General features: G+C 71.9%; 21 protein-coding genes. 9 read left to right on the top strand and 12 right to left on the bottom strand.

The window, feature by feature from the left end:
* Position 1 precedes the first annotated feature (1 nt).
* The 3 genes from ABZ386_RS00650 to ABZ386_RS00640 form a co-directional block, all read right to left on the bottom strand.
* Entirely contained in the window at positions 2-1,153 is a 1,152-nt protein-coding gene (locus ABZ386_RS00650) for an abortive phage infection protein (protein WP_358962740.1), read from the bottom strand.
* Between the two features lie 95 nt (positions 1,154-1,248).
* Positions 1,249-1,686 (bottom strand): protein phosphatase, encoded by a 438-nt coding sequence (locus tag ABZ386_RS00645; protein ID WP_356669181.1) that lies wholly within the window; start codon positions 1,684-1,686, stop codon positions 1,249-1,251.
* Between the two features lie 105 nt (positions 1,687-1,791).
* Positions 1,792-2,529: a FadR/GntR family transcriptional regulator gene (locus tag ABZ386_RS00640; protein ID WP_351346275.1), complete on the bottom strand. Its 738-nt coding sequence runs from the start codon at positions 2,527-2,529 to the stop codon at positions 1,792-1,794.
* A gap of 241 nt (positions 2,530-2,770) precedes the next feature.
* Between ABZ386_RS00640 and ABZ386_RS00635 the strand changes: the two genes are divergently transcribed.
* The 5 genes from ABZ386_RS00635 to ABZ386_RS00615 are packed head-to-tail and all read left to right on the top strand — an operon-like array spanning position 2,771 to position 9,338.
* On the top strand, positions 2,771-4,402 hold the full coding sequence (locus ABZ386_RS00635) for an ABC transporter substrate-binding protein (protein WP_358962738.1): 1,632 nt from the start codon (positions 2,771-2,773) through the stop codon (positions 4,400-4,402).
* A 4-nt stretch (positions 4,403-4,406) separates the two neighbouring features.
* The gene (locus ABZ386_RS00630; protein WP_355712902.1) at positions 4,407-5,369 is read left to right on the top strand and encodes an ABC transporter permease; all 963 of its coding nucleotides are present in this window, start codon (positions 4,407-4,409) and stop codon (positions 5,367-5,369) included.
* Positions 5,370-5,377: 8 nt separating this feature from the next.
* On the top strand, positions 5,378-7,351 hold the full coding sequence (locus tag ABZ386_RS00625) for a dipeptide/oligopeptide/nickel ABC transporter permease/ATP-binding protein (RefSeq protein ID WP_355712905.1): 1,974 nt from the start codon (positions 5,378-5,380) through the stop codon (positions 7,349-7,351).
* A 38-nt stretch (positions 7,352-7,389) separates the two neighbouring features.
* The gene (locus ABZ386_RS00620) at positions 7,390-8,409 is read left to right on the top strand and encodes an ABC transporter ATP-binding protein (RefSeq protein WP_355712981.1); all 1,020 of its coding nucleotides are present in this window, start codon (positions 7,390-7,392) and stop codon (positions 8,407-8,409) included.
* A complete protein-coding gene (locus ABZ386_RS00615) occupies positions 8,406-9,338 on the top strand; it encodes a dihydrodipicolinate synthase family protein (protein WP_355712908.1) in 933 nt (310 codons plus the stop codon). The genes ABZ386_RS00620 and ABZ386_RS00615 overlap by 4 nt, the downstream gene beginning before the upstream one ends.
* Positions 9,339-9,410: 72 nt before the next feature.
* On the opposite strand, the gene ABZ386_RS00610 is transcribed toward ABZ386_RS00615, so the two are convergent.
* The 5 genes from ABZ386_RS00610 to leuA form a co-directional block, all read right to left on the bottom strand.
* Complete coding sequence (locus ABZ386_RS00610; protein WP_351346265.1) at positions 9,411-10,073, bottom strand: response regulator transcription factor; 663 nt, start codon at positions 10,071-10,073, stop codon at positions 9,411-9,413.
* On the bottom strand, positions 10,070-11,248 hold the full coding sequence (locus tag ABZ386_RS00605) for a histidine kinase (protein ID WP_356617399.1): 1,179 nt from the start codon (positions 11,246-11,248) through the stop codon (positions 10,070-10,072). Before ABZ386_RS00605 ends, ABZ386_RS00610 begins: the two co-directional genes overlap by 4 nt.
* A gap of 109 nt (positions 11,249-11,357) precedes the next feature.
* On the bottom strand, positions 11,358-13,454 hold the full coding sequence (locus ABZ386_RS00600) for an MMPL family transporter (RefSeq protein WP_358962735.1): 2,097 nt from the start codon (positions 13,452-13,454) through the stop codon (positions 11,358-11,360).
* Positions 13,455-13,599: 145 nt separating this feature from the next.
* Entirely contained in the window at positions 13,600-14,298 is a 699-nt protein-coding gene (locus tag ABZ386_RS00595; protein ID WP_114252322.1) for a TerB family tellurite resistance protein, read from the bottom strand.
* Positions 14,299-14,484: 186 nt separating this feature from the next.
* Entirely contained in the window at positions 14,485-16,206 is a 1,722-nt protein-coding gene (gene leuA / locus ABZ386_RS00590; RefSeq protein WP_351346259.1) for a 2-isopropylmalate synthase, read from the bottom strand.
* Between the two features lie 335 nt (positions 16,207-16,541).
* Between leuA and ABZ386_RS00585 the strand changes: the two genes are divergently transcribed.
* From ABZ386_RS00585 to ABZ386_RS00575, 3 genes are read left to right on the top strand one after another with little or no spacing between them, the layout of a single operon-like run.
* Positions 16,542-17,603, top strand: a complete 1,062-nt coding sequence (locus tag ABZ386_RS00585) for a M4 family metallopeptidase (protein ID WP_351346257.1) — start codon at positions 16,542-16,544, stop codon at positions 17,601-17,603.
* Positions 17,604-17,623: 20 nt separating this feature from the next.
* Positions 17,624-17,890: a protealysin inhibitor emfourin gene (locus ABZ386_RS00580; RefSeq protein ID WP_114252327.1), complete on the top strand. Its 267-nt coding sequence runs from the start codon at positions 17,624-17,626 to the stop codon at positions 17,888-17,890.
* Between the two features lie 46 nt (positions 17,891-17,936).
* Positions 17,937-19,271 carry a GH1 family beta-glucosidase gene (locus ABZ386_RS00575; RefSeq protein WP_358962732.1) on the top strand — a complete coding sequence of 445 codons (1,335 nt, stop codon included), beginning with the start codon at positions 17,937-17,939 and terminating at the stop codon, positions 19,269-19,271.
* On the opposite strand, the gene ABZ386_RS00570 is transcribed toward ABZ386_RS00575, so the two are convergent.
* The 3 genes from ABZ386_RS00570 to ABZ386_RS00560 all read right to left on the bottom strand — a co-directional run bounded on the left by ABZ386_RS00570 (position 19,261) and on the right by ABZ386_RS00560 (position 21,301).
* A complete protein-coding gene (locus ABZ386_RS00570) occupies positions 19,261-20,073 on the bottom strand; it encodes an SAM-dependent methyltransferase (RefSeq protein ID WP_351346329.1) in 813 nt (270 codons plus the stop codon). The two genes, ABZ386_RS00575 and ABZ386_RS00570, sit on opposite strands and share 11 nt — an antisense overlap.
* Before the next feature lie 113 nt (positions 20,074-20,186).
* The gene (locus ABZ386_RS00565) at positions 20,187-20,438 is read right to left on the bottom strand and encodes a DUF397 domain-containing protein (protein WP_114252333.1); all 252 of its coding nucleotides are present in this window, start codon (positions 20,436-20,438) and stop codon (positions 20,187-20,189) included.
* Complete coding sequence (locus ABZ386_RS00560; protein ID WP_356617359.1) at positions 20,435-21,301, bottom strand: helix-turn-helix transcriptional regulator; 867 nt, start codon at positions 21,299-21,301, stop codon at positions 20,435-20,437. The genes ABZ386_RS00565 and ABZ386_RS00560 overlap by 4 nt, the downstream gene beginning before the upstream one ends.
* Positions 21,302-21,549: 248 nt before the next feature.
* Here ABZ386_RS00560 and ABZ386_RS00555 point away from each other — a divergent pair, with 248 nt between their 5' ends.
* The gene (locus tag ABZ386_RS00555) at positions 21,550-21,996 is read left to right on the top strand and encodes an ATP-binding protein (RefSeq protein WP_351346250.1); all 447 of its coding nucleotides are present in this window, start codon (positions 21,550-21,552) and stop codon (positions 21,994-21,996) included.
* Positions 21,997-22,008: 12 nt separating this feature from the next.
* Here the strand turns inward: ABZ386_RS00555 and era are convergent, their stop codons facing one another.
* A complete protein-coding gene (gene era / locus ABZ386_RS00550; protein WP_351346248.1) occupies positions 22,009-22,971 on the bottom strand; it encodes a GTPase Era in 963 nt (320 codons plus the stop codon).
* Positions 22,972-22,987 lie beyond the last annotated feature (16 nt).

Raw genomic sequence — 22,987 nt, 5'->3', positions numbered from 1 at the left:
GTCAGCGGTGGCCCGCCGCCCCGTACCGGCGGGCCACCGCGTGGAACGCCTCCTTCGGCTCCCAGTGCCAGCCGGAGGCGGGGTCGTCCGGGCGGTCCTTGACGGCCTTCGTGATGGCGTACGTCGCCATGTCGAGGTCGAGGCGGGGCTCGTCCGGGCGGTGCGGGGCGTCCGCGCTGAGGAACTCGAAGGTCATCGCCGCGTACAGGCCCATCGAGGTGAAGACGTCGAGCAGTTCGCCCACGTACTCGGCCTGGACGCGCTCACTGCGCACGAGGTCGCCCTTGATCTCCGGCGGCTCCTTGTCGTAGTCGACGACGTCCCAGCCCATGCCGCCGGTCTCGGGGGCGCCGACGTAGGCGCACGTGCCGAACTCGGTGATGGCGAGCGGCTTGCCCCAGCGCAGGTACCGCTTCAGCTCGCGGACGTAGTCGGACCGCTGCGCGAAGTACGAGTAGTAGTCGATGCCGACGATGTCGAAGAGGGACCAGTCCGGGTCGTCGATGCTCTGGGCGGCGGCATAGCTCAGGTTGCCCCGGAAGACGGAGCGGCCGGTCCTCGCGGCCTTCGCGGTGAAGTCGGCGAGGCGGCGCATCGTCCGCGGCCAGTCGACCGTGCCGTTCTGGAGGTTCCGGATGCGCTCCAGGACCGTCTCGCCCGGCAGGATGCCGGGGACGAACAGCCAGAACTCGCAGCCGACGCTGAGGTCGACACTCGCGCCCTGCCGCCGCAGCCGCTCCGCGAACCGGCCGGTCTCGGCGAGGTGCTCCAGGATGTCCCGCTGCGGGGCGTCCCCGAGGGTGGGCTGCAGCCAGACGTGCAGCCCGCGTTCGGCGGCCTCGGCGGCGGTGGCGGTGAGCCGCTCGACGCCGTCTCCCGTGACGTCGACGGTGTCGGCGTGCAGGTCGTCGCGGATGGCCCGCACATCGGCCCGCATCCGGCGGGCGCTCCACGCGGTGCCCGGCGTCTCCCCCGCTCCGACCGTGTAGACGACGCCCCGCCTGCGCAGCCCTCCGCCGCTGGGCCGGGCTTGTGCCGCCCGGGCCTGTCCCGCCGTTCCCACCGCCCCCGCGACCCCCGCCGCGGCCGCCCCGGCCAGGAACCGCGCCCGGCTGATCCCCGTCGCCTGCTTGTTGCCCTTGGTCTCTGCCATGCTCCTCACTGTGGCGGGGCGGGCGCCGGGTCCGCTGTCGGCCGTCGGTCTACGGCGGCGCGACCAAGGTATGAGGTGCCGTGCCGAAGGAGGGCTCAGCCCTCGGCGAACCGGCGTACGTACCGCCGCTGCCAGGGCGTTTCCACCGCGTGCCGGTCGTAGTGCCGGCGGACGTACGCCACCGCCTCCTCGCCGGGGACGCCGTCCAGGACCGCGAGGCAGGCCAGGGCCGTGCCCGTGCGGCCGCGGCCGCCCCCGCAGGCGATCTCCACGCGCTCCCCGGCGGCCCGCTCCCACGCCACCAGCAGGGCCGTGCGGGCGGCCGCCCGGTCCGTCGGGAGCCGGAAGTCGGGCCAGCGGATCCAGCCGGACTCCCAGGGCACCTCGGGCGGCTGCCTGCCGAGCAGGTAGATGCCGTAGGAGGGGGTGGGGGCGGCCGGGTCGAGGGGGTGGCGCAGGCCCCGGCCGCGGATCAGCCGGCCGGAGGGCAGCCGCAGTACGCCGGCGTCGCGCTCGCTCCACAGCTCACCCATGTCGGCATCCTCGCTCTCGTCGGCCGTCCGGAGGCCCATTCCAGCGCGTCCTCGCGGCCCGGGCGACCTGGTTCACCGACAGCCGAAGCGGAACCGCGCCCCCGCTCACCCCACCCCTCGCGGCCCCTGTGCCGCCCGCGCCTCGATGCCCCGGAAGTGGACCGCCATGGCCCGCTGCGCGCCCTCCGCGTCGCGGGCGCGCAGCGCCGTGACGATGTCGCGGTGGCGGCGGGCGGTGGTCCCGGGGGACGGGTCGTCGGGCCGGCCGCGGGCGCCGGAGACCCGGCGGAAGACCGTCCAGAAGGCGGCGAGGAGCTGCGGGACGAGGTCGTTGCCGAGGGAGGCGTACAGGACCTCGTGGAACTCGCGGTCGAGGTCGGAGAAGGAACGGCCCGGGCCCGAGGTGTCCGCGCCGCCGGTATCGGCGGCGGACTCCATCCGGGCCACCACGTCCTCCAGCTTGTCCAGTTCCGCCTCGGTGACCGTCGCGGCGACCCGGCGGATCAGCCCCACCTCCAGTACCTCGCGGACCTGGAGGATCTCGGCGAGGGCGGCGGTGTCGTCGTCGTGCCGGGCCAGGGTGCGGAAGGTCAGGCCGTCGACGAGCGGGGTGAGGGAGGCCCGGCCGACGTAGGTGCCGTAGCCGTGTCTGATCTCGACGATGTCGAGGGCCTGGAGGGCCTTGAGGGCCTCGCGGACGGAGTTGCGGCTGACGCCGAGGGCCTCCATCAGCTCGGCCTCGGTGGGCAGCGGCGCGCCGGCGGTGAGTCTGCGGTCGAGGATGAGCTGCACGACCTGGCGCTGTATCCGGCTGGTCCTGGGCTCCTCGGACATGCGCCGCATCGTACGCGCCCCGGACGTCCCACGTCCCACCTCTGGCGGTACCCGATGGCCGAGCTGCCCTGATAAGCCGTCAACTCACGCCAATCACAACGCCATTGGTCCGACCTCTGGCAGATACGCCATTCGTGTGCGATCCCTTGACCGCCCCCACGGGCGCTCCTATGGTCGCGCTGACCGCAGGACGTAGGACGTCGTATCTCCTCAGCTCTTCCCCTTGCCAGACCTCTCCGCTGGAGGACCCGTGCGCGACGTGACCCACGACGTGCCGGCGCTGCACCGCCGGTCGTTCCTGAAGTACACCGGCGCGCTGGGCGCGGCCGCCGCCGTCTCCGCGTCGCTGTCGGCCTGTTCGTCCGGGCCCGAGTCCACGAACGACACCGGTGACGGCGGCAGCGGGGCGAACCGCACGCTCACGGCGGTGATCGGCTACGGCAACGACGGCAGCTGGGACCCCACCCAGACGGCGTCCGCGTTCTGCATGGCCGCCAACAACCACATCTACGAGGGCCTGCTGGACACGGACCCGATCTCCCGGGAGCCGTACGCGGCCCTGGCGACCGAGGTGCCGAAGGACCCGGACGGCACGTCCTGGAAGTTCACGCTGCGGGCCGGTGCCAAGTTCCACGACGGCAAGCCCGTGACCGCCGACGACGTGGTCTTCGTCTTCGACCGGATCCTCGACCCGGACACCCAGACCCTCGCCAAGGGCTTCTTCGCGAGCTGGCTGAAGGAGGTCCGCAAGATCGACGAGCGGACCGTCGAGCTGGTGCTCAAGTTCCCCTTCCCCGACGGGCTGTCGCGGCTGACGCTCGCCAAGATCATGCCGAAGCACGTGTTCTCGCGGCCGGGCGCCTGGGACGACGCCATCAAGGGCAAGGCGATCGGCTCGGGCCCGTACCGGCAGACCGCGCACCACCCCAAGTCGAACACCACCTTCGAGGCGTTCGACGGCTACAACGGCCCGCGCAGGCCCGCCTTCGCGAAGATGAACTGGCTGACCATCGTGGACGCGGCGCCCCGCGTCGCGAAGATCTCGGGGTCGAGCGCGGGCGCGCAGATCGCGGACAACATCCCGTACGCCAACATCGGGCAGCTGGAGAGCGGCGGGCTGACGGTCGCCGGCGGGGCCGGGATGAACAACCTGTTCCTGATGTTCAACACGCAGCACAAACCGTTCGACGACGTACGCGTGCGCCAGGCCCTGCACTACGCCATCGACACCGACAAGATGGTGGAGGTCGCGCTCAAGGGCCACGGCAAGCCGTCGAGTTCCTTCCTGGACGAGAGCAACCCGTCCTACCGCCGGGCGAAGACCGTCTACGACTACGACCCCGACAAGGCGAAGGCGCTGCTGAAGGAGGCCGGGGTCAGGGGGCTGAGCATCGACATCCTGGCGGTGAACGTCAGCTGGATCGTCGACTGCCTGCCCACCATCAAGTCCTCCTGGGACGCGATCGGCGTGCGGACGACCCTGTCCCCGCAGGAGACCACGGCCGTGTTCACGAAGATGGACCAGAAGCAGGACTACCAGGTCGTCGCCGCCGCCTCGAACCCCAACCAGTTCGGCCTCGACGCCGACCTGATCATGCACTACAACTACGGGCCCGAGAACCTGTGGATGCAGTACACGCGGTGGGCCTCCGACCCGGTCGCCAAGCAGCTCTTCAAGGACATGGACCGGGCCACCCGGGAACCGGACCCGGAGAAGAAGAAGGCGATGGTCCAGGACTACATCGACGTCGTCGCCGAACAGGCCGTGCTCTACCCGGTCGTCCACAACGAGCTGATGACGGCCTGGGACCCCGAGCGGCTCAGCGGCATAAGGGCCCAGCCGTACCCGGGCATCAACCTCCTCCAGGCCAAGTGGGCCTGAGCGGATGACGGCCGTCCTGCGGATCCTGCTGCGCCGGATCGCCCTGCTCGTACCGCTGATGCTCGGCATCGTGCTGTTCGTGTTCCTGGTGATGCGGTTCTCGGACGTCGACCCGGCGTCCGCGTTCTTCCAGGGCGCCAACCCCACGCCCCGGCAACTGCACGACTTCCGCGAGGAACACGGCCTGCTCGACCCGCTGCCCGTGCGCTACGCCGCCTTCGTCGCCGACCTGCTCCACGGCGACCTGGGCACCAGCGCGCTGACCCGGGCGCCGGTGATCGACCAGGTCACCACCGCGCTGCCGCTCACCCTCCAGCTGACCTTCCTCGGCCTCGGCATCGCGGTCGTGCTGTCCCTGCTGGGCGGGGTGACCGCGGCGATCTACCGGGACCGGCTGCCCGACCAGATCATCCGGGTCGTGTCGCTCACCGGGGTCGCCGCTCCCGGCTTCTGGCTGGCGCTGCTGATGATCCAGTACCTGGCGGTCGACCTGGGCTGGTTCCCGACCGGCGGCTACATCAACCCGGCCGACTCCTTCACCGGCTGGCTGAAGACCATGACCCTGCCGGCCTTCGCGCTGTCGCTGCCGGTGGCGGCGCAGCTGACCCGGATCGTGCGGACGGCGGTGGTGGAGGAGCTGGACAAGGACTACGTACGGACGGCGATCGGGAGCGGGCTGCCGCCGCACGTGGTGGTCGGGCGGAACGTGCTGCGCAACGCGCTCATCAACCCGCTCACCGTGCTCGGACTGCGCGTCGGCTACCTGCTCGGCGGGGCGGTCGTCATCGAGACGATCTTCTCGCTGCCCGGCATGGGCAAGTTGATGATCGACGCCGTGAAGAACGGCGATCCGGCCGTCGTTCAGGGCGTCGTGCTGACCACGGCGGCCGGGTTCGTCGTCGTGAACCTCGTCATCGACGTCCTGTACCTGCTGGTCAACCCGCGACTGAGGGATGCGTCCCCATGATGACCCGCATGACGACCCGCAAGGGCCTCACCGAGGCGCTGTCCCGGCCCGGCCTCCGGCTGCGCGGCTGGCGCCGGCTGCCGCCGCTGTCGAAGGTCGCCGTCTGCTTCCTGGCGGTCGTCGTCCTCATGGCGCTGCTCGCGCCGCTCCTCGCCCCGCACGACCCGCTCGACCAGCAGCCGCCCGTCGACGGCACCGGGCATCCGTCCGCCGGGCACTGGATGGGCCAGGACAGCCTCGGCCGGGACATCCTCAGCCGGCTGATGTACGGGGCGCGCTGGTCGCTGGCGATCGGGCTCGGCGCGACCGGGCTCGCCCTGGTGGCCGGCGCCCTGCTCGGGGCGATCGCCGCGACCTCCCGCAAGGCGGTCGACGAGACGCTGATGCGCTGCCTGGACGTGGTGATGGCGTTCCCGGGCATCGCGCTCGCCGCGGTGCTGGTGGCGGTGTTCGGCGGCGGGATCACGGTGCTGATCTGCGCGATCGCGTTCCTGTTCACCCCGCCGGTGGCCCGGGTGGTGCGGGCGAACGTCCTCGACCAGTACGGCGAGGACTATGTGACGGCGGAACGGGTGATCGGCGCCCGGACCCCGCACATCGTGCTGAAGCACGTCGCGATCAACTGCGCCGCGCCCGTGCTGGTGTTCTGCACGGTCCAGGTCGCCGAGGCGATCGTCTTCGAGGCGTCGCTGTCCTTCATCGGGGCGGGCGTGCGGCCGCCCGACCCGTCCTGGGGCAGTGTCATCGCCGACGGCAAGAACATGGTGCTGACCGGGGGCTGGTGGGCGACCGTGTTCCCCGGGCTGCTGATGCTGGTCACGGTGCTGTCGCTGAACATCCTGTCCGAGGGTGTGTCCGACGCCTGGGCGGCCCCGTCGGCCCGCGAGGTGGACGTTCCCGAGGGTGACCGGCTGGAGGCGCCGGAGCCCGGCAGCGGGGAGGTCGTACCGCTGCCCGGCCTGACGGAGGCGGCCCGCAGGCTGCGGGCCCGGGCCCGGCACGTCCCCCGGGACGGGCAGCCGGTGCTGGCGGTGGAGAACCTCGCCATCGGCTTCGACGAGCGGCACGGCGGCGTCGACATCGTGGACGGCGTCAGCTTCGAGGTGCACCCCGGCGAGGTGCTCGGGCTGGTCGGCGAGTCCGGCTGCGGCAAGTCCCTCACCGCGCTGGCGATCATGGGACTCCAGCCGAAGGGGGCGCGCGTCCGCGGCCAGGTCCGCTTCCGGCAGCGGGACCTGCTCGCCGAGCCGATGCGCGTCCGCCGCAGGCTCCTCGGCCACGAGATGGCGATGATCTACCAGGACGCGCTGTCGTCCCTGAACCCGGCGATGACGATCCGCGCCCAGCTCAAACAGGTCGTACGGCGGGGCGGGCGGCGCAGTCCGGCCGAGCTGCTCACCCTGGTCGGCCTCGATCCCGAGCGGACCCTGCGCAGCTATCCGAACGAACTGTCCGGCGGGCAGCGCCAGCGCGTCCTGATCGCCATGGCCCTGTCCCGCGACCCGAGTCTGATCGTCGCCGACGAGCCGACGACCGCCCTCGACGTCACCGTGCAGGCGCAGGTCATGGAGCTGCTGCTGCGGCTGCGCGAGGAGCTGGGCTTCGCGCTGATCCTCGTCTCGCACGACCTGGCGCTGATCGCGGACGTCACCGACCGGGTGGTGGTGATGTACGGCGGGCAGATCGTGGAGACGGGCGTGACCGCCGACCTGGTCCAGGCCCCGGCCCACCACTACACGCGCGGCCTGCTCGGCAGCGTGCTCTCCCTGGAGTCGGGGCAGGAGCGCATGACGCAGATCAGGGGCGTCGTGCCGTCCCCGGCCGACTTCCCGGCGGGCTGCCGCTTCGCCGACCGGTGTCCCCGGGCGAGCGAAGTCTGCCGGACGACGGCCCCGGTGCCGGCCGGTACGCCGGCCCACACGGCGGCCTGCCACCACCCGGCCATAGAGCTGGCGACGACGGAGACCGAGGCCGTGTCATGAGTGCCCTGACCGGCGACGACGGAGACCGAGGCCGTGTCATGAGCGCCCTGGTGGAGCTGTCCGACGCCCACGTCGTCCACAGGGCCCGCAGCGGCGGCGTGTTCACCCGCGACCGGGTGTACGCCCTGACCGGCGCCGACCTGGCCATCACGCCCGGCGAGACCGTCGGCGTGGTCGGCGAGTCGGGCTGCGGGAAGTCGACGCTGGCCAAGGTCCTGGTGGGGGTGCAGCGCCCGACCCGGGGGACGGTGTCCTTCCGGGGACAGGACCTGTGGGCGATGCCGCCCGGCGAGCGCCGCCGGGCCGTCGGCAGCAGCACCGGCATGATCTTCCAGGACCCGTCGACGGCCCTGAACCGCCGCCTGACCGTCCGGCAGATCCTGCGGGACCCGCTGGACGTGCACGACCGGGGCACACGCGCTCAACGCGACGATCGGGTCCGGGAGTTGATGTCCCTGGTCGGCCTCCCCCGGGCCCTCGCGGACGCCCTGCCCGGCCAGTTGTCCGGCGGGCAGCGGCAGCGCGTCGCGATCGCCCGGGCCCTGGCGCTCGACCCGGACCTGGTCGTGGCCGACGAGCCGACCAGCGCCCTGGACGTGTCGGTCCGGGCCCAGATCCTCAACCTCCTGCTGGACCTGAAGGAACGCCTCGGCCTGGCCCTGGTGTTCGTCTCGCACGACATCCAGACGGTACGGCGGATGAGCGACCGGGTGATCACGATGTACCTGGGCCGGATCGTGGAGGAGACCCCGGCCGCCCTGGTCACCGACTCCGCCCGGCACCCGTACACCCGCGCCCTGTTCTCCGCCACGCCCGGACTGCTCGACCCGATCGACCCGATCCCGCTGGTCGGTCCCGTCCCGTCGGCGACCCGACCGCCGAGCGGCTGCCCGTTCCGCACCCGCTGCTGGAAGGCCGACGGGACCTGCGCGGACGAGATGCCGGGCTTCTCCGCCGCGTCGGCCCCCGCGCACCGCTTCCGCTGCCACCATCCTGTCCGGGAGGACGAGTCGACCCGCGACCTCGTCCGCCGCCGCGACCCGATGGAGGCCCCATGACTTTCGCCCCGCTGACCGGTGTCATCCCGCCCGTCTGCACGCCCCTGACACCGGACCGCGAGGTGGACGTCCCCTCGCTGCTCAGGCTCGTCGACCATCTGGTGGCCGGCGGGGTGCACGGGCTGTTCGTCCTCGGCTCGACCTCGGAGGCGGCCTTTCTGACGGACGCGCAGCGCAGGCTGGTGGTCGAGTCGGTCACGGGGCACGTGAGCGGGCGGCTGCCGGTACTGGCCGGGGCGATCGACATGACCACGCCCCGGGTCCTGGACCACGTGGCGTCGGTGACCTCGGCGGGCGCGGACGCGGTCGTCGTCACCGCCCCCTTCTACGCCCGCACCCACCCGGCGGAGATCGCCCGCCACTACCGCGCGGTCGCCGCCGCGAGCCCCGTCCCGGTCATCGCCTACGACCTCCCCGTCGCCGTCCACACCAAGCTGCCCGCCGAGGTGGTCCTGGAGCTGGCCGCCGACGGCGTCCTGGCCGGGCTCAAGGACTCCAGCGGCGACCTGGCCGCCTTCCGCCAGGTCGTCACCGGCGCCCGGGACCACCAGGGCATCAGCGGCTTCAGCGTGCTGACCGGCTCCGAGCTGGTCGTCGACGCGGCCCTGGCGATCGGCGCGGACGGCACGGTGCCCGGCCTCGGCAACGTCGACCCGCACGGCTACGTCCGCCTGGACCGCCTGTGCCGCGACGGGGACCAGAAGGGGGCCCGGGCCGAACAGGAACGTCTGTGCGCCCTGTTCGGCATGGTGGCCGTGGGCGACCCGGCCCGCATGGGCCCGAACTCCTCGGCGATCGGCGCCTTCAAGGCCGCGCTGCACCTGCGGGGCGTGATCGACTGCCCGCTCACGGCCGAGCCGCAGGTGCCGCTGTCGCCGGACGAGGTGGAGCGGGTCGGGAAGTACCTGGCCGCGGCCGGGCTGCTCTAGAACGCGTCCGCCGGGAGGCGCCGGAACTCGATCGTCTCGTACGCCTCCCGGACGCCCGTCCCGTAGAGGATCTCAGACGCTCCCCGGCGTCACCATGCCCGACTCGTACGCCACGATGACCAGTTGCGCCCGGTCCCGCGCCCCCAGCTTGCCCATGATGCGGCTGACGTGGGTCTTCGCGGTCAGCGGGCTCAGGCCCAGGGCCTCGGCTATCTCCGTGTTGGTGAGGCCGCGCGCGACCAGCCCGAGCACCTCCCGCTCACGGTCGGACAGGCACTCCGGGCCGCCGCTCGCCGGGGCCGAGGGGCTGCGCAGGAACCGCTCGATCAGCCGTGCCGTGGGCCCGGGCGACAGCAGGGACTCGCCGGCCGCGACCGTGCGGATGGCGTCGAGGAGTTCGGCGGGCCTGGTGTCCTTGACCAGGAACCCGGAGGCGCCGGCGCGCAGGGCCGCCACGATGTTCTCGTCGGTGTCGTACGTGGTGAGGACCAGGACCCGCACGCCCGCGAGGTCCTCGTCGGCGGCGATGAGCCGGGTCGCCTCGATGCCGTCGAGGTCGGGCATGCGGATGTCCATCACCACCAGCTCGGCGCGTGCGGCGCGGGCCAGCTCCACGGCCTGCCGGCCGGTGGCGGCCTGGCCGACGACCTCCATGTCCCGGGCCGACTCCACCAGCATCGCGAACGCCTCCCGGACCAGGGTCTGGTCGTCCGCGAGCAGCACCCGTATCGTCATCCGGCTCTCTCCCCCGTCGTGATCAGCGGCAGGACCGCCGTCACCTCGAAGCCGCCCCCGGCACGCGGTCCGGCGTCGAGTGTGCCACCCACGCTGCGGGCCCGCTCCCGCATTCCGACGAGCCCGAAGCCGGGCGTGCCGCCCGGAGCCGGTCCGGTGCCGTCGTCGCTGACCCTCAGGTGCAGGGCGCCCTGGTGCTCGTCCAGTTCGACGCGGACGGCCGGTTCGGGCCCGGCGTGCCGTACGGCGTTCGTCAGCGCCTCCTGCACGATGCGGTAGGCGGCGGCGCCGACGGCGGGCGGTGCCTGCCGGATCCGTACGGTCTGCTCGACCCGGGCACCGGCCAGCCGCGCGGCCTCCACCAGGTCGTGCAGTCCGTCGAGGCCGGGCAGTGGGCCGCGGGTGTCCGGGGTGTCGTGCTCGCGCAGCACCTCCAGCGTCGTACGGAGTTCGCCGCGGGCGCTGCGGCAGGTCTCCGCGATGTCGTCGAGGGCCTTGGCGACCGTCGCGCGGTCCAGGCGCTCGGGGTCGGCGGACAACACGTGGGCGGCGACCGAGGTCTGCACGCCGATGAGGGTGATGCTGTGCGCGAGCAGGTCGTGCAGGTCCCGGGCGATCCGCAGCCGCTCCTCGGCGACCCGTCGCCGGGCCTCCTCCTCCCGGGTGCGTTCGGCCCGTTCGGCGCGTTCCACGATGGAGGCCACGTACTGCCGGTAGAAGCGCACGTCGACGCCGCAGAACAGCACGGCGACGACCCAGCCGGAAGCCTTCAGCAGTCCCAGCGCCTCCTGCGCGCTGATGGTGAGCAGCACGCCCACCGCCAGGGTGATGACGCCGATGCCGACCAGGACGGTGCGCAGCGGCCGGCCGGTGACGGCGACGGTGTACAGGGCGACGTAGGCGGCCTGGGTGGCCGCGGTGTGCGGGTAGTCGAGGAAGTGGTAGGGGAACACGCAGGTGATCACGGCGACCAGGACGAGCACCGGACGGCGGCGGCGCCACACCAGCGGCACGTGGGAGACGAGCAGCAAGGCCCAGCCAAGCGCGTCGGGCCTGCGGCCGTCGTCGACGAACAGCGCGAGAGCTGCGGCGACAAAGGCCACCGAGACGGCGAGCAGCGCGTCGTTGCGCAGTGCTTTCGGGGCGGTCAGGGGGTCGCGGTTGATCGCGGCCATGACCTTGTCGGCGGTCCGCGACCAGGTGGCCTGCGTGGTGGTGGGTGACTGCACGGGCTTCATCCTGGGTGCGGAGGACGCCCCTCCGGGAGGGGAGGGGCGTCGTCGGTCAGGGGGCGTTGGCGGGCAGAGGGTGCCGCTCCTTCGACGGAACCGTCGGTTCCGGTGCCCGGGACAGCCGTCCCGGCCACCACACCCGCCGCCGCAACAGCACGCTCGCCGTGGTCACCAGGTACGTCCGCACCAGGAACGTGTCCAGCAGCACCCCCACCGCGATGACGAACCCGAGTTCCACCAGCCCGACCATCGGCAGCGTCGTGAGCACCGCGAACGTCGCGGCGAGCACCACGCCCGCGGAGGCGATGACCCCGCCCGTCGTCCGCAGCGCGGTGAGCGCGGCCGCCTCCGGCTCGGCGCCCTTCACGGACTCCTCCCGCATCCGGTGCATCAGGAAGATGCCGTAGTCGACACCGAGGGCGACCAGGAACACGAAGGACAGCAGCCAGAGCCCCGGATCGGTCCCGGCGAAGCCGAACACCGGCTCGAAGACCAGCCCCCCGATGCCGAGGGCCGCGCCCCAGACGGCGACCACGGCCGCCAGCAGCAGCAACGGCGCGACCAGGCTGCGCAACAGCCCGACGAGGATGACGAACACCGCGGCGAGCACCAGCGGCACGATCACCTTCCGGTCCCGCGCCTCGCTCTCGGCCAGGTCGATCTGCTGGGCGCTGGGCCCGCCGACATAGGCGCCCCGGGGATCGAGCCCGGCCCGCAGCGCCTCGATGGTGCGGGCCTCGGCCGGTGTCTCCGGCGGCGCGGTGGTGAAGACGGCGATCTCGGTCCAGCCCGCCCCGCTGCGCCCGGGGACCGCCTCGGCGACACCGTCGGTCGTACGCGCCCGGTCCAGTACCTCGTCCGCGCGGTCCTCGGGCGCCATGACCGTCACGGGCCGGCTGCTGCGCTCGGGGTACTCGCGGGCCAGCGTCTGCATCGCGGTGATCGACTCGGGCCGCTCCGTGAAGGAGTCCTCCTGCTTGAGGCTGCCGGACAGGTTGAGCGTGCCGAGCGCGAGGGCGCCGAGCAGCACGGCCCCGCCGACGAGGACGGTCGCGGGCCGGCGCGTCGCCGAGCTGCCCATCGCGGCGAACAGGGACCGCCGGGCCTGGGGCTCGCTGCCGAACGCCGGGACCAGCGGCCAGAAGACGCGCCGCCCGAGCAGCACCAGCACCGCGGGCAGCAGGGTCGTCATGGCGATCAGCGCGGCGAGCACCCCGACCATGCCGACCGGGCCCATGCCGCTGCTGCTGTTGAGGTCGGCGGCGAGCAGGCACAGCAGCCCGGCGGCGACGGTCCCGGAGGAGGCCAGGACGGCCGGCCCGCAGCCGCGCAGGGCGGTGCGCATGGCGTCGTACGGCCGCTCGTGGCGCCGCAGTTCCTCGCGGTAGCGGGCGATGAGCAGCAGCGCGTAGTCGGTGCCGGCGCCGAGGACCAGCACGGTCATCACGCCGCCGCTCTGCCCGGTGACGGTGATGTCGAACAGTTCGTGCAGTCCGTACCCGGCGGCCATCGCCGTGGCGGCGGCGACGCCCGCGACGGCGAGCGGGACCAGCCACAGGAACGGGCTGCGGTAGATGAGGACGAGCAGCACGGTGACGACGCCCAGGGTGGCGAGCAGCAGCGTGGCGTCGAGCGTCCCGAACACCTTGTTCATGTCGGTGTTCAGCGCCCCGGGCCCGCCGACCTCGACGCTCAGTCCGCCGCCGCCCTCGGCGACGTCCCGCACCCCGTCGACGAAGGCGTCCCGCGCCTGTTCGTCCTGGCCCGGCTGGGTGCTGGACACCGGGTACATCAGGGTGGAGCCGTCCTCGGACGGGACGCCCCGCGGCTCACTCGTCAGTTCGTGGGCGCCGCGCACCTCGGCGATCTGCTCGGCGGCCGTGCGCCGGTCGGCGTCGGTCAGCCCGCCGTCCCGGTGGTAGACGAGCACCAGGTCGGTCGACTCGCCTCCGGGCAACTGGTCCTGGATCCGCGCCACCTGCGTGGAGTCGGCGCTGTCGGGCAGGTAGTCGACGGCGCGGTTCTGCTGGATGTCGGCGAACTTCCCGGCGAGCGGCCCGAGCAGCACGAGCGCGGCGAGCCACAGCCCGACCACCGCCCAGGGCACGGCCCGCCGTCGCCGCCCCGTACGGGTCCTCACGTCCCCCATCTCCGGCTCCCTCCGGTCGGGTGTCTGGAACGGACTCCAGACTCCCGGCCCACGGGGACCGGCACGTCGGGCGTGAGACCGAGCCGGGGGTTACTGCCGGGGGCGGTGCGGGCGGCGGATTACTCCCCGGGGAGTACCGCCGGTGCTACGACGGGGTACGGGCCGCCGCCGCGAGCAGGCGGGTCACCTCGTCGGAGCAGATCGTGAGGGCCGCGCCCACGGTCGCGAGGACGTCCCGCTCGGCCGGTGTGTACGGCCCGTCCGCGAGGGCGATGCGGGCGCCCTGGAGCAGGATCGATTCGCGGCCGACGGTGGCGAGGTGCGGGGCGAGCGGGTCCAGCGCCTCGTGGAGCTCTATGGCCAGCCCCGCGCCGCAGGGTTCGCCGGTGATCCGGCCGGTGTCGGCCTCCAGCGCCTCGACGAGGGCGGCCAACTGCTCCTCGGTGCAGTCGTCGAAGCCGGCCGCGCGCACGGCGAGGACGGCGGACTCCAGTGCCGTACGGGATCCGGTGCCGCCCGCGGCGAGCACCGCGAGGGCGACGGTGTGCACGGCGTCGCGGAGCATCGCGGAGAAGCGGGTGGTGGTCGGGTGGTCGAGGACGTCGGTGCCGAAGTGGCGGCGGCAGGCGGCGCACTCCACGACCGGGCCGGTCTCGCCGCGCGGCAGCACGGGCAGGCCGAGCAGGGTGAAGCGGCGTTGTCCGGTCAGCCGCTGGTAGTTGCGGTCGCCGCCGCAGCCGGGGCAGAAGAACTCCCCGTCACCGGCGGCCGTCCACGCGGTACGGGTGCCCAGGATGCGCGAAAGCCTGGCGGCACGGCCGTTTCGTCCCCGTCCTGGCAGCACGTCGCACCTCCGTCACGCCGCACGGCAGCGTCGCCGCGCTTGCGTGATGTTAGCCACATCTGTGAGGAGGAGTCAGCACCCCGGAGGAGACCTTTCCGTGACCCTCACAGCAATTGGCCGGTATGTGACGGGGCTCCGCCCGCCGGACATCGGCGGACGGAGCCCTCAAACCGCCTGCGAGGCTGGTCAGCGCGTTGCGCGGTTGACGGCCGAGACGACGGCCTTCAGCGAGGCGCGCGTCGTGTTCGCGTCGATTCCGATCCCCCACAGGACCTTGTCGTCGATCGCGCATTCGATGTAGGAGGCGGCCTGCGCGGAGGCGCCCTCGCTCATCGTGTGCTCCTGATAGTCCAGCAGGCGTACGTCGATGCCGATGGACTGCAGCGCGTCGAAGAAGGCGGAGATCGGGCCGTTGCCGGAGCCGGTGAGGACGGTGTCCTGGCCGTCGACCGTGGCCTCCACCGTCAGCGTGTCCACGCCGTCGGTGTCGGTCGTCGACTGGTTGTTCTTGACCTGGATCCGGCCCCAGGGGTTCTGGGGATTGGGCAGGTACTCGTCCTGGAAGACGGCCCAGATGTCCTTCGGCGTGACCTCGCCGCCCTCGGCGTCGGTCTTCGCCTGGATGAGCTTGGAGAACTCGATCTGCATCCGGCGCGGCAGGTCCAGCTTGTGGTCGTTCTTCAGGACGTACGCGATACCGCCCTTGCCGGACTGCGAGTTGACCCGGATGACCGCCTCGTAGGAGCGGCCGACGTCCTTGGGGTCGATGGGCAGGTACGGCACGGCCCACTCGATGTCGTCGACGGTGACGCCCTTGGCCTTCGCGTCGGCCTCCATGGCGTCGAAGCCCTTCTTGATGGCGTCCTGGTGGGAGCCGGAGAAGGACGTGTAGACCAGGTCGCCCACGTAGGGGTGGCGCGGGTGGACCTCCATCTGGTTGCAGTACTCCCACGTGCGACGGATCTCGTCGATGTCGGAGAAGTCGATCTGCGGGTCGACGCCCTGGGAGAACAGGTTCATGCCCAGGGTGACCAGGTCGACGTTGCCGGTGCGCTCGCCCTGGCCGAACAGGCAGCCCTCGACGCGGTCCGCGCCGGCCATCAGCGCCAGCTCGGCGGCGGCGACGGCGGTGCCGCGGTCGTTGTGCGGGTGGACCGACAGGCAGACGTGCTCGCGGCGGGAGAGGTTGCGGCCCATCCACTCGAAGCGGTCGGCGTGGGTCGAGGGCGTGGAGCGCTCGACGGTGGCGGGCAGGTTGAGGATGATCTCGCGGCCCGGGCCGGGCTGCCAGACGTCCATGACCGCCTCGCAGACCTCCAGCGCGAAGTCCAGCTCGGTGTCGGTGAAGATCTCGGGCGAGTACTGGTAGCCGAATTCCGTCTCCGGACCCAGCAGCTTCTCCGCGTACTCCATGACCAGGCGCGTGCCGTCGACGGCGATCTGCTTGATGTCGTCCTTGGAGCCGCGGAAGACGACCCGGCGGAAGACCGGCGCGGTGGCGTTGTACAGGTGGACGGTGGCCCGCTTGGCGCCCTTCAGGGACTCCACCGTGCGCTCGATCAGGTCCTCGCGGGCCTGGGTCAGTACGGAGATGGTGACGTCGTCGGGGATGGCCCCCGGCTCCTCGATGATCGACCGTACGAAGTCGAAGTCCGTCTGGCCCGAGGCCGGGAAGCCGACCTCGATCTCCTTGTAGCCCATCTTGACCAGCAGGTCGAACATCGCGCGCTTGCGGGCGGGCGACATGGGGTCGATCAGGGCCTGGTTGCCGTCGCGCAGGTCGGTGGAGAGCCAGCGGGGGGCGGTGGTGATGCGCTTCTCCGGCCAGGTGCGGTCCGGGATGTCGACCTGCTCGTAGCGGCCGTACTTGTGGATCGGCATGGAACTGGGCTGCTGGCGGTTCGCCATGATGCTTAGGGCTCCTCAGAGGGTGTCCGGAAGGACGGCCGACGACGCAGCACCAAGCTCCGCGGGGAGGGAGTCGGCCTCGACTACAGGCCCTCGCCGCGGCAGCTAAGGAGAAGCAGCCCGAAACGCATGATGCGCAGCATGCTAGCCGAGCCTCTTCCCTGCGCGTGGGGTCGTATCAGTATGCGGGACCCGACACCCAAACGGGACAAAAAGTGCGCTATCCCACTTCGCCATACCACCCACCACGGAGAGTGAGGTTCGTTGTCCCGGTATTTCACCAATCATGGTGGCGACTAGTGACAGTCCCGTCACGCAGTGCAAGGGTGCCGGGCATGACGACTCACGGGGGCTTCGAGCCCGTCTTCTGCACCATCGTCCCGCCGCACGTCCTCGACAAGCTCGCCCAGGCCGAGGACCCGGCGCTCGCCGGCCCGGCCCGCCGCACCCTGCAGCGCGACGCCTACGAGCGCACCCAGCGCCGCCTCACCACGGTCATCGGCGCGACGGCCGTCGCCTCGGTCGCCGACGGCACACCGCAGCGCACCATCCACGACGCCCGGCACGGCACCGACCTGCCCGGCCACAAGGTCCGCGGGGAGGGCGACGCCCCCGGCAAGGACGCCACCGTCAACCGCGCCTACGCGGGCCTCGGCGCCACCTTCGAGCTGTTCCTGCGCGCGTACGGGCGCGACTCGATCGACGGGAACGGCCTGCCGCTGAACGCGACCGTGCACTACGACCGCGACTACAACAACGCCTTCTGGAACGGCGAGCAGATGGTCTTCGGCGACGGGGACGGCGAGATCTTCCTCGACTTCACCATCCCGATCGACGTCATCGGCCACGAACTCGCCCACGGCGTCACGCAGTACACCGCCAACCTCACGTACTTCGGGCAGCCCGGCGCGCTCAACGAATCCCTGTCGGACGTCTTCGGCGCCCTCATCAAGCAGTACACGCTCGGCCAGACCGCCGCCGAGGCCGACTGGCTGATCGGCGCGGGCCTGCTCGCCCCACGCGTGACTGGCAAGGCGCTGCGCTCCATGAAGGCACCGGGCACCGCGTACGACGACGACGTCCTCGGCAAGGACCCGCAGCCCGCGACCATGGACGACTTCGTCCGCACCGGCCGCGACAACGGCGGCGTCCACATCAACTCCGGCATCCCGAACCACGCCTTCTACCTCGCGGCCACGACCCTCGGCGGCCACGCCTGGGAGCGGGCGGGGCAGGTCTGGTACGACGTGCTGACCGGCGGCGAGCTGAAGGAGCAGGCGATGTTCGTGGACTTCGCCACGCTCACCGTCAAGGCGGCGCGGGAGCGGTTCGGCGACGGCGAGGAGCTGGACGCGGTGTCGAAGGCCTGGGAGCAGGTCGGGGTGCGGACCCTGTAGTTCCGTACTAGACAGGTGCCATGCGGATTCAGGTGAGGCGCACGGGCGGGTTCGCGGGCATCGAGCGGCACGCCGAGGTGGACACCTCGGGCCGGCCCGATGCCCCCGAATGGCACGCCCTGGCCGAGCGGGCCGTCGCCGCCGGCCGGAGCACACCGCCGGTCGGGGTCCCGGACGGCTTCAGCTACCAGATCACGGTGGACGGGAAAACGGTGTACGCGGCCGACCCACGGCTCACGGACGAACAGCGCCGGCTGATCTCGCGCGTGCTGAAGGAGGGAGCCTAACGGCCGGTTCCCGCTCGGCCGTTGACTTCTGTTACCAGCGGTACGGATGATCCAGCGCATGGCGACTGACGCAGGCAACCCGACCCCCCGTTTCCCGGCCGGTTTCCTCTGGGGCGTGTCGACCTCGGCGCACCAGATCGAGGGCGCCGCGGACGAGCGCGAGCCGTCCGTGTGGGACGCGTTCACGGCCGAGCCGGGGCGGATCAAGGACGGCTCGACGGCGGCGGTGGCCTGCGACCACTACCACCGCCACCGCGAGGACGTGGCGCTCCTGGCCGGCCTGGGCGTGAACGCGTACCGCTTCTCGGTCTCCTGGCCGAGGGTGCGCTCCGGCAAGGGCCTGGACTTCTACGACCGGCTGGTCGACGACCTGTGCGCGGCGGGCGTGCGCCCGGTGCCGACGCTGTTCCACTGGGACCTGCCGGCCGGCCTGGACTGGCTGGAGCGGGACACGGCGGCGCGCTTCGCCGAGTACGTGACGCGGGTCGCCGAGCGCCTCGGCGACCGCGTGACCAAGTGGATCACCCTCAACGAGCCCGCCGAGCACACCCTGCTGGGCCACGCCCTGGGCGTGCACGCGCCGGGCCGGCAACTGCTGTTCGACGCGCTGCCGGTCGCCCACCACCAGCTGCTCGCCCACGGCCTGGCCGTGCGGGCCCTGCGCGCCTCGGGCGCCACGGACATCGGCATCGCCAACTCGCACGGGCCGACCTGGGCGGCGTCGACCGAGGCGGCGGACGTGGAGGCGGCCGACTTCTACGACGTGCTGCTGAACCGCCTGTTCGCGGACCCGCTGCTGCTGGGCCGGTACCCGGAGGGCATCGGTGAGCTGATGCCGGGGGACGTCGAGGCCGACCTGAAGGTGATCGCCGAGCCGCTCGACTGGTACGGGATCAACTACTACGCGCCGACCCGGGTGGGCGCCCCGCAGGGCGCGGAGATCGAGTTCGGCGGGGTCACCATGCCCGCCGAACTGCCCTTCTCCGTGCGGGAGATCGAGGGCCACCCGGTCACCGACTTCGGCTGGCCCGTCGTCCCCGAGGGCCTCACCGAACTCCTCACCGGCTTCCGCGACCGGTACGGCGACCGGCTCCCGCCCGTCGTCATCACCGAGAACGGCTGCTCCTACCCGGGCGTCGACGACCAGGAGCGCATCGCCTACCTCGACGGGCACATCCGGGCGCTGCACCGGGCGGTGGCGGCGGGCGTCGACGTGCGCGGCTACTTCGTGTGGTCCCTGCTCGACAACTTCGAGTGGGCGGAGGGCTACGCACGCCGCTTCGGCCTGGTCCACGTCGACTTCGGGACCCTGGAGCGGACCCCGAAGGCCTCCTACCGCTGGTACCGGGAGCTGCTGCGGGCGCAGGCGCCTACGGCTTGATGCCGACCCCGGTCCACAGGCTGACCTCGGCGTCCGTCGGGGCCTCGCCCTCGGTGGCGTCGGGCCGCCAGCGGTGTCCGACGGCGATGCCCGGGTCGAGCAGCTCCAGGCCGTCGAAGAAGCGGGCGACGTCCTCCCGGGAGCGGAACTGCACGGGCGTTCCGGCCGTGGTGTAGATGTCGGTGACCTTCTGCCAGGTGGCGGGGTCGAAGTCGGGCGTGCAGTGGCTCAGCGCGAGGGCGCTGCCCGAGGGCAGGGCGTCCAGCAGGCGGCGCACGATGCCGTACGGGTCCTGGGCGTCGGTGACGAAGTGCATCAGGGCGTTGAGGGACAGCGCCACCGGGCGGTCGAGGTCCAGGACCTCGGCCAGCTCGGGCGCGTTCAGGAGCGAGGCGGGGTCGTTGACGTCGGCCTCTATGTACGTGGTGCGGCCCTCGGCCGAGCTGCGCATCAGGCGCTCGGCGTACTTGAGGACGAGCGGGTCGTTGTCGGCGTAGACGACCCGGGCGTCGGGGACCACGGACTGGGCGACCTGGTGGAGGTTGGGCTCGGTGGGGATGCCGGTGCCGATGTCCAGCCACTGCCGGATGCCGTGCTCCCGGGCCAGGACCCGGGTGGCGCGGTGCATGAAGGCCCGGTTCTCGCGGGCGCACACGAAGATGGCGGGGTAGGCCTCGGCGACTCGTTCGGCGGCCTGCTTGTCGACCTCGAAGTGGTCCTTGCCGCCGAGGTAGTAGTCGTACATGCGGGCGGAGTGCGGCCTGCTGGTGTCGATGTCCCGCGCGGCCTGCGAGTGGGTCATGGGGGGGTGCCTCTCGGTGGGGGGTGGTGGTGCGCCGGCGGTGCCGGGCGGGGGCGGCCCGGTGGGTTCCGTCGGTGGTCACGTGCGGACGGCGAATCCGGTTCAGTGGGCTTTCAGCGGGCCGTCAGATGGTCGGCGAGGCCCTGCTTGACCCCCGCGACGAACGCGGTGATCTCCTCGGGCGTGTAGATCAGGGCGGGGCCGGCCGGGTCCGCCGACTGGCGGACCGCCACGCGGCCGTCGGCGAGCTGCTTCGTCTCGACGCACTGGCCCCCGTTCGGGCCGCTCCAGGGACGTTCCCAGCCCTGTTCCCCGAGGTCCGACGCGGGCATCCCGTTGTAGACGGTGCCCTGGGCGATGGTCATGAGTACTCCTTCCGCATGCGGTTCAACAGCGCCTTGCTGTCCGCGGACGAGGTCTTCAGCGACAGCCGGTTGTGCGCCTCCAGATGGGCCACGACGTCGGCGCGCTGGTCCAGGTAGACGGAGGCGGAGAGGATCTCGCTGTAGACGATGTCGGGCAGCTCCCGCTCCTCGAACCGGAAGTAGGTGAAGGGTGCGCACGCCCCGACGTGGGCGCCGGCGGAGAACGGCACGATGTCGACGCTGACGTGCTCCAGCTCGGACACCTCCAGCAGCCGGTCGATCTGCTCCCGCATCACCTCGGGGCCGCCGACCACGCGGTGCAGCACGGCCTCCTCCATCACCACCCACAGCGTGGGCGCGTCCGGTCTCGTGAGCAGGCTCTGGCGGCGCAGCCGCAGCTCCACGCGCCGGTCGAGGTCGTCCTCGCTGTCGTTGGGGAAGCCGCCGCGCAGTACGGCGCGCGCGTATCCGGGGGTCTGGAGCAGGCCGGTGACGTACTGCGGCTCGTAGGTGCGCAGGGTTCTGGCGCCGGTCTCCAGGCTGACGTAGGCGGTGAACCAGGACGGCATCACGTCCCGGTAGGGGTGCCACCAGCCGGGCTCGTTGGCCCGCTCGGCCAGGGCGACGAACTCGTCGATCTCCTGCCGGCCCGCGCCGTAGGTCTCCAGCAGCTTCTCGACGTAGAGGATCTTCAGGCCGACCTCGGCCTTCTCCAGGCGGCGGATGGTCAGCGGTGTCACGCGCAGGGCCTTGGCCGCATCGTCGAGGGAGAGGCCCGCGGCCTGGCGGGCCTCCTGGAGCCGGCGGCCGAGGATCATGCGGAGGACGGTGGGGGCGCCGGTGCCTGATCGCGCGTCGTTCACGCACTGCCTCCCTGAGGGGTTGTCACCGGCGTGGGCCTGAGCAGGAGTTGATCGTTCCGCCGTATCCGGGGGCGGCGCGATACCGTCCTTCTGAAATTATCAGGGAGATGGTTGCAGCGTGAACTGCACTGCGCGCATAGTTGCTTCTGTGACCAGGAGCCGGAACTGCGAACTCCCCTTGTCCGGACGGTCCGTTGTCCGCTCGTCCCTTCCATGACTGCGCCCATCCCCCACGGAAGGCGAACGCCGTGTCCCCCCACACGACTTCCACCCCCCGGTTCCTGGACGCGGTGCGCCCGGGCCGCACCCACTGGCTGGAGCTGCCGCCGCACCGGGCCAGTGTCAGAGCCGCCCGGCATGCCACGCGGGCGCGGCTGGCGGCGTGGCAGGTGCCCGACGAGGTGTGCGCGAACGCCGTCCTGCTCGTGTCCGAGCTGGTGACCAACGCCGTGCTGCACACGCTCAGCGAACGGATCCTGTGCGGTGTGCGGCTGCTGCCGGAGGAGTGCTTCCGGCTGGAGGTCCACGACGGGGACCTCACGGGCCGCGGCATCCCCGAACGCTGCCCCGGCCCGGACGACGAGGGCGGCCGCGGCCTGCTGCTGGTCCGGGAGATAGCCGACAGCTGGGGCATCACCCGCTCGCCCCTCACCGGCGGAAACGCCGTGTGGGCGAGCCTGGCGACGGTGTCGTAGCGCCTGGGGGCCTCAGAACCCCAGTTTGCGCAACTGCCTCGGATCCCGTTGCCAGTCCTTCGCGACCTTCACGTGGAGGTCGAGGAAGACCGGTGTGCCCAGCAGGGCCTCGATCTGTTTGCGGGACTTGATGCCGACCTCCTTCAGGCGCTTGCCCTTGGGGCCGATGATGATGCCCTTCTGGCTGGGGCGCTCGATGTAGACGAAGGCGTGGATGTCGAGGAGGGGCTTGTCGGCGGGGCGGCCCTCGCGGGGGAGCATCTCCTCGACGACGACCGCGATGGAGTGGGGCAGCTCGTCGCGGACGCCCTCCAGCGCGGCCTCACGGATCAGCTCCGCGATCATGACCTGCTCGGGCTCGTCGGTGAGCTCGCCGTCCGGGTAGAGCGCCGGACCCTCCGGCAGCAGCGGGACGATCAGGTCGGCCAGCAGGCCCACCTGCTTGTCGCCGACCGCCGACACCGGGACGATCTCCGCCCACTCGAAGCCCAGCTCCTTGCCGAGCTGGTCGACCGCGATGAGCTGCTCGGCGAGCGTCTTGCCGTCCACCAGGTCGGTCTTCGTGACGATCGCGATCTTCGGCGTCTTCTTGATGGACGCCAGTTCCTTCGCGATGAAGCGGTCGCCGGGGCCGAGCTTCTCGTTCGCCGGGAGGCAGAAGCCGATCACGTCCACCTCGGCCCACGTCGTGCGCACGACGTCGTTGAGCCGCTCGCCCAGCAGGGTGCGCGGCTTGTGGAGCCCCGGGGTGTCGACCAGGATCAGCTGGGCGTCCGGGCGGTGCACGATGCCCCGCACGGTGTGCCGCGTCGTCTGCGGCTGGTTCGCCGTGATCGCCACCTTCTGGCCGACCAGAGCGTTCGTGAGGGTGGACTTGCCCGCGTTGGGGCGGCCCACGAAGCAGGCGAAACCGGCCCTGTGGACGGCTCCGGCAGGCTCTTCGGATGACTGGGTACGAACGCTCATGCCGCCCATTCTCCCTGATCCCCGA

Origin of the sequence: Streptomyces sp. NPDC006140, from assembly GCF_040628815.1 — a bacterium.
Classification (GTDB): domain Bacteria; phylum Actinomycetota; class Actinomycetes; order Streptomycetales; family Streptomycetaceae; genus Streptomyces.
This window is presented reverse-complemented; position numbering and strand designations above follow the sequence as displayed.

Bases quoted from the DNA above. Each gene is read 5' to 3' on its own strand.
- ABZ386_RS00650 (WP_358962740.1), bottom strand. From the start codon at position 1,153: ATGGCAGAGACCAAGGGCAACAAGCAGGCGACGGGGATCAGCCGGGCG.
- ABZ386_RS00645 (WP_356669181.1), bottom strand. From the start codon at position 1,686: ATGGGTGAGCTGTGGAGCGAGCGCGACGCCGGCGTACTGCGGCTGCCC.
- ABZ386_RS00640 (WP_351346275.1), bottom strand. From the start codon at position 2,529: ATGCGGCGCATGTCCGAGGAGCCCAGGACCAGCCGGATACAGCGCCAG.
- ABZ386_RS00630 (WP_355712902.1), top strand. From the start codon at position 4,407: ATGACGGCCGTCCTGCGGATCCTGCTGCGCCGGATCGCCCTGCTCGTA.
- ABZ386_RS00625 (WP_355712905.1), top strand. From the start codon at position 5,378: ATGACGACCCGCAAGGGCCTCACCGAGGCGCTGTCCCGGCCCGGCCTC.
- ABZ386_RS00620 (WP_355712981.1), top strand. From the start codon at position 7,390: ATGAGCGCCCTGGTGGAGCTGTCCGACGCCCACGTCGTCCACAGGGCC.
- ABZ386_RS00615 (WP_355712908.1), top strand. From the start codon at position 8,406: ATGACTTTCGCCCCGCTGACCGGTGTCATCCCGCCCGTCTGCACGCCC.
- ABZ386_RS00610 (WP_351346265.1), bottom strand. From the start codon at position 10,073: ATGACGATACGGGTGCTGCTCGCGGACGACCAGACCCTGGTCCGGGAG.
- ABZ386_RS00605 (WP_356617399.1), bottom strand. From the start codon at position 11,248: ATGGCCGCGATCAACCGCGACCCCCTGACCGCCCCGAAAGCACTGCGC.
- ABZ386_RS00600 (WP_358962735.1), bottom strand. From the start codon at position 13,454: ATGGGGGACGTGAGGACCCGTACGGGGCGGCGACGGCGGGCCGTGCCC.
- leuA (WP_351346259.1), bottom strand. From the start codon at position 16,206: ATGGCGAACCGCCAGCAGCCCAGTTCCATGCCGATCCACAAGTACGGC.
- ABZ386_RS00585 (WP_351346257.1), top strand. From the start codon at position 16,542: ATGACGACTCACGGGGGCTTCGAGCCCGTCTTCTGCACCATCGTCCCG.
- ABZ386_RS00580 (WP_114252327.1), top strand. From the start codon at position 17,624: ATGCGGATTCAGGTGAGGCGCACGGGCGGGTTCGCGGGCATCGAGCGG.
- ABZ386_RS00575 (WP_358962732.1), top strand. From the start codon at position 17,937: ATGATCCAGCGCATGGCGACTGACGCAGGCAACCCGACCCCCCGTTTC.
- ABZ386_RS00570 (WP_351346329.1), bottom strand. From the start codon at position 20,073: ATGACCCACTCGCAGGCCGCGCGGGACATCGACACCAGCAGGCCGCAC.
- ABZ386_RS00565 (WP_114252333.1), bottom strand. From the start codon at position 20,438: ATGACCATCGCCCAGGGCACCGTCTACAACGGGATGCCCGCGTCGGAC.
- era (WP_351346248.1), bottom strand. From the start codon at position 22,971: ATGGGCGGCATGAGCGTTCGTACCCAGTCATCCGAAGAGCCTGCCGGA.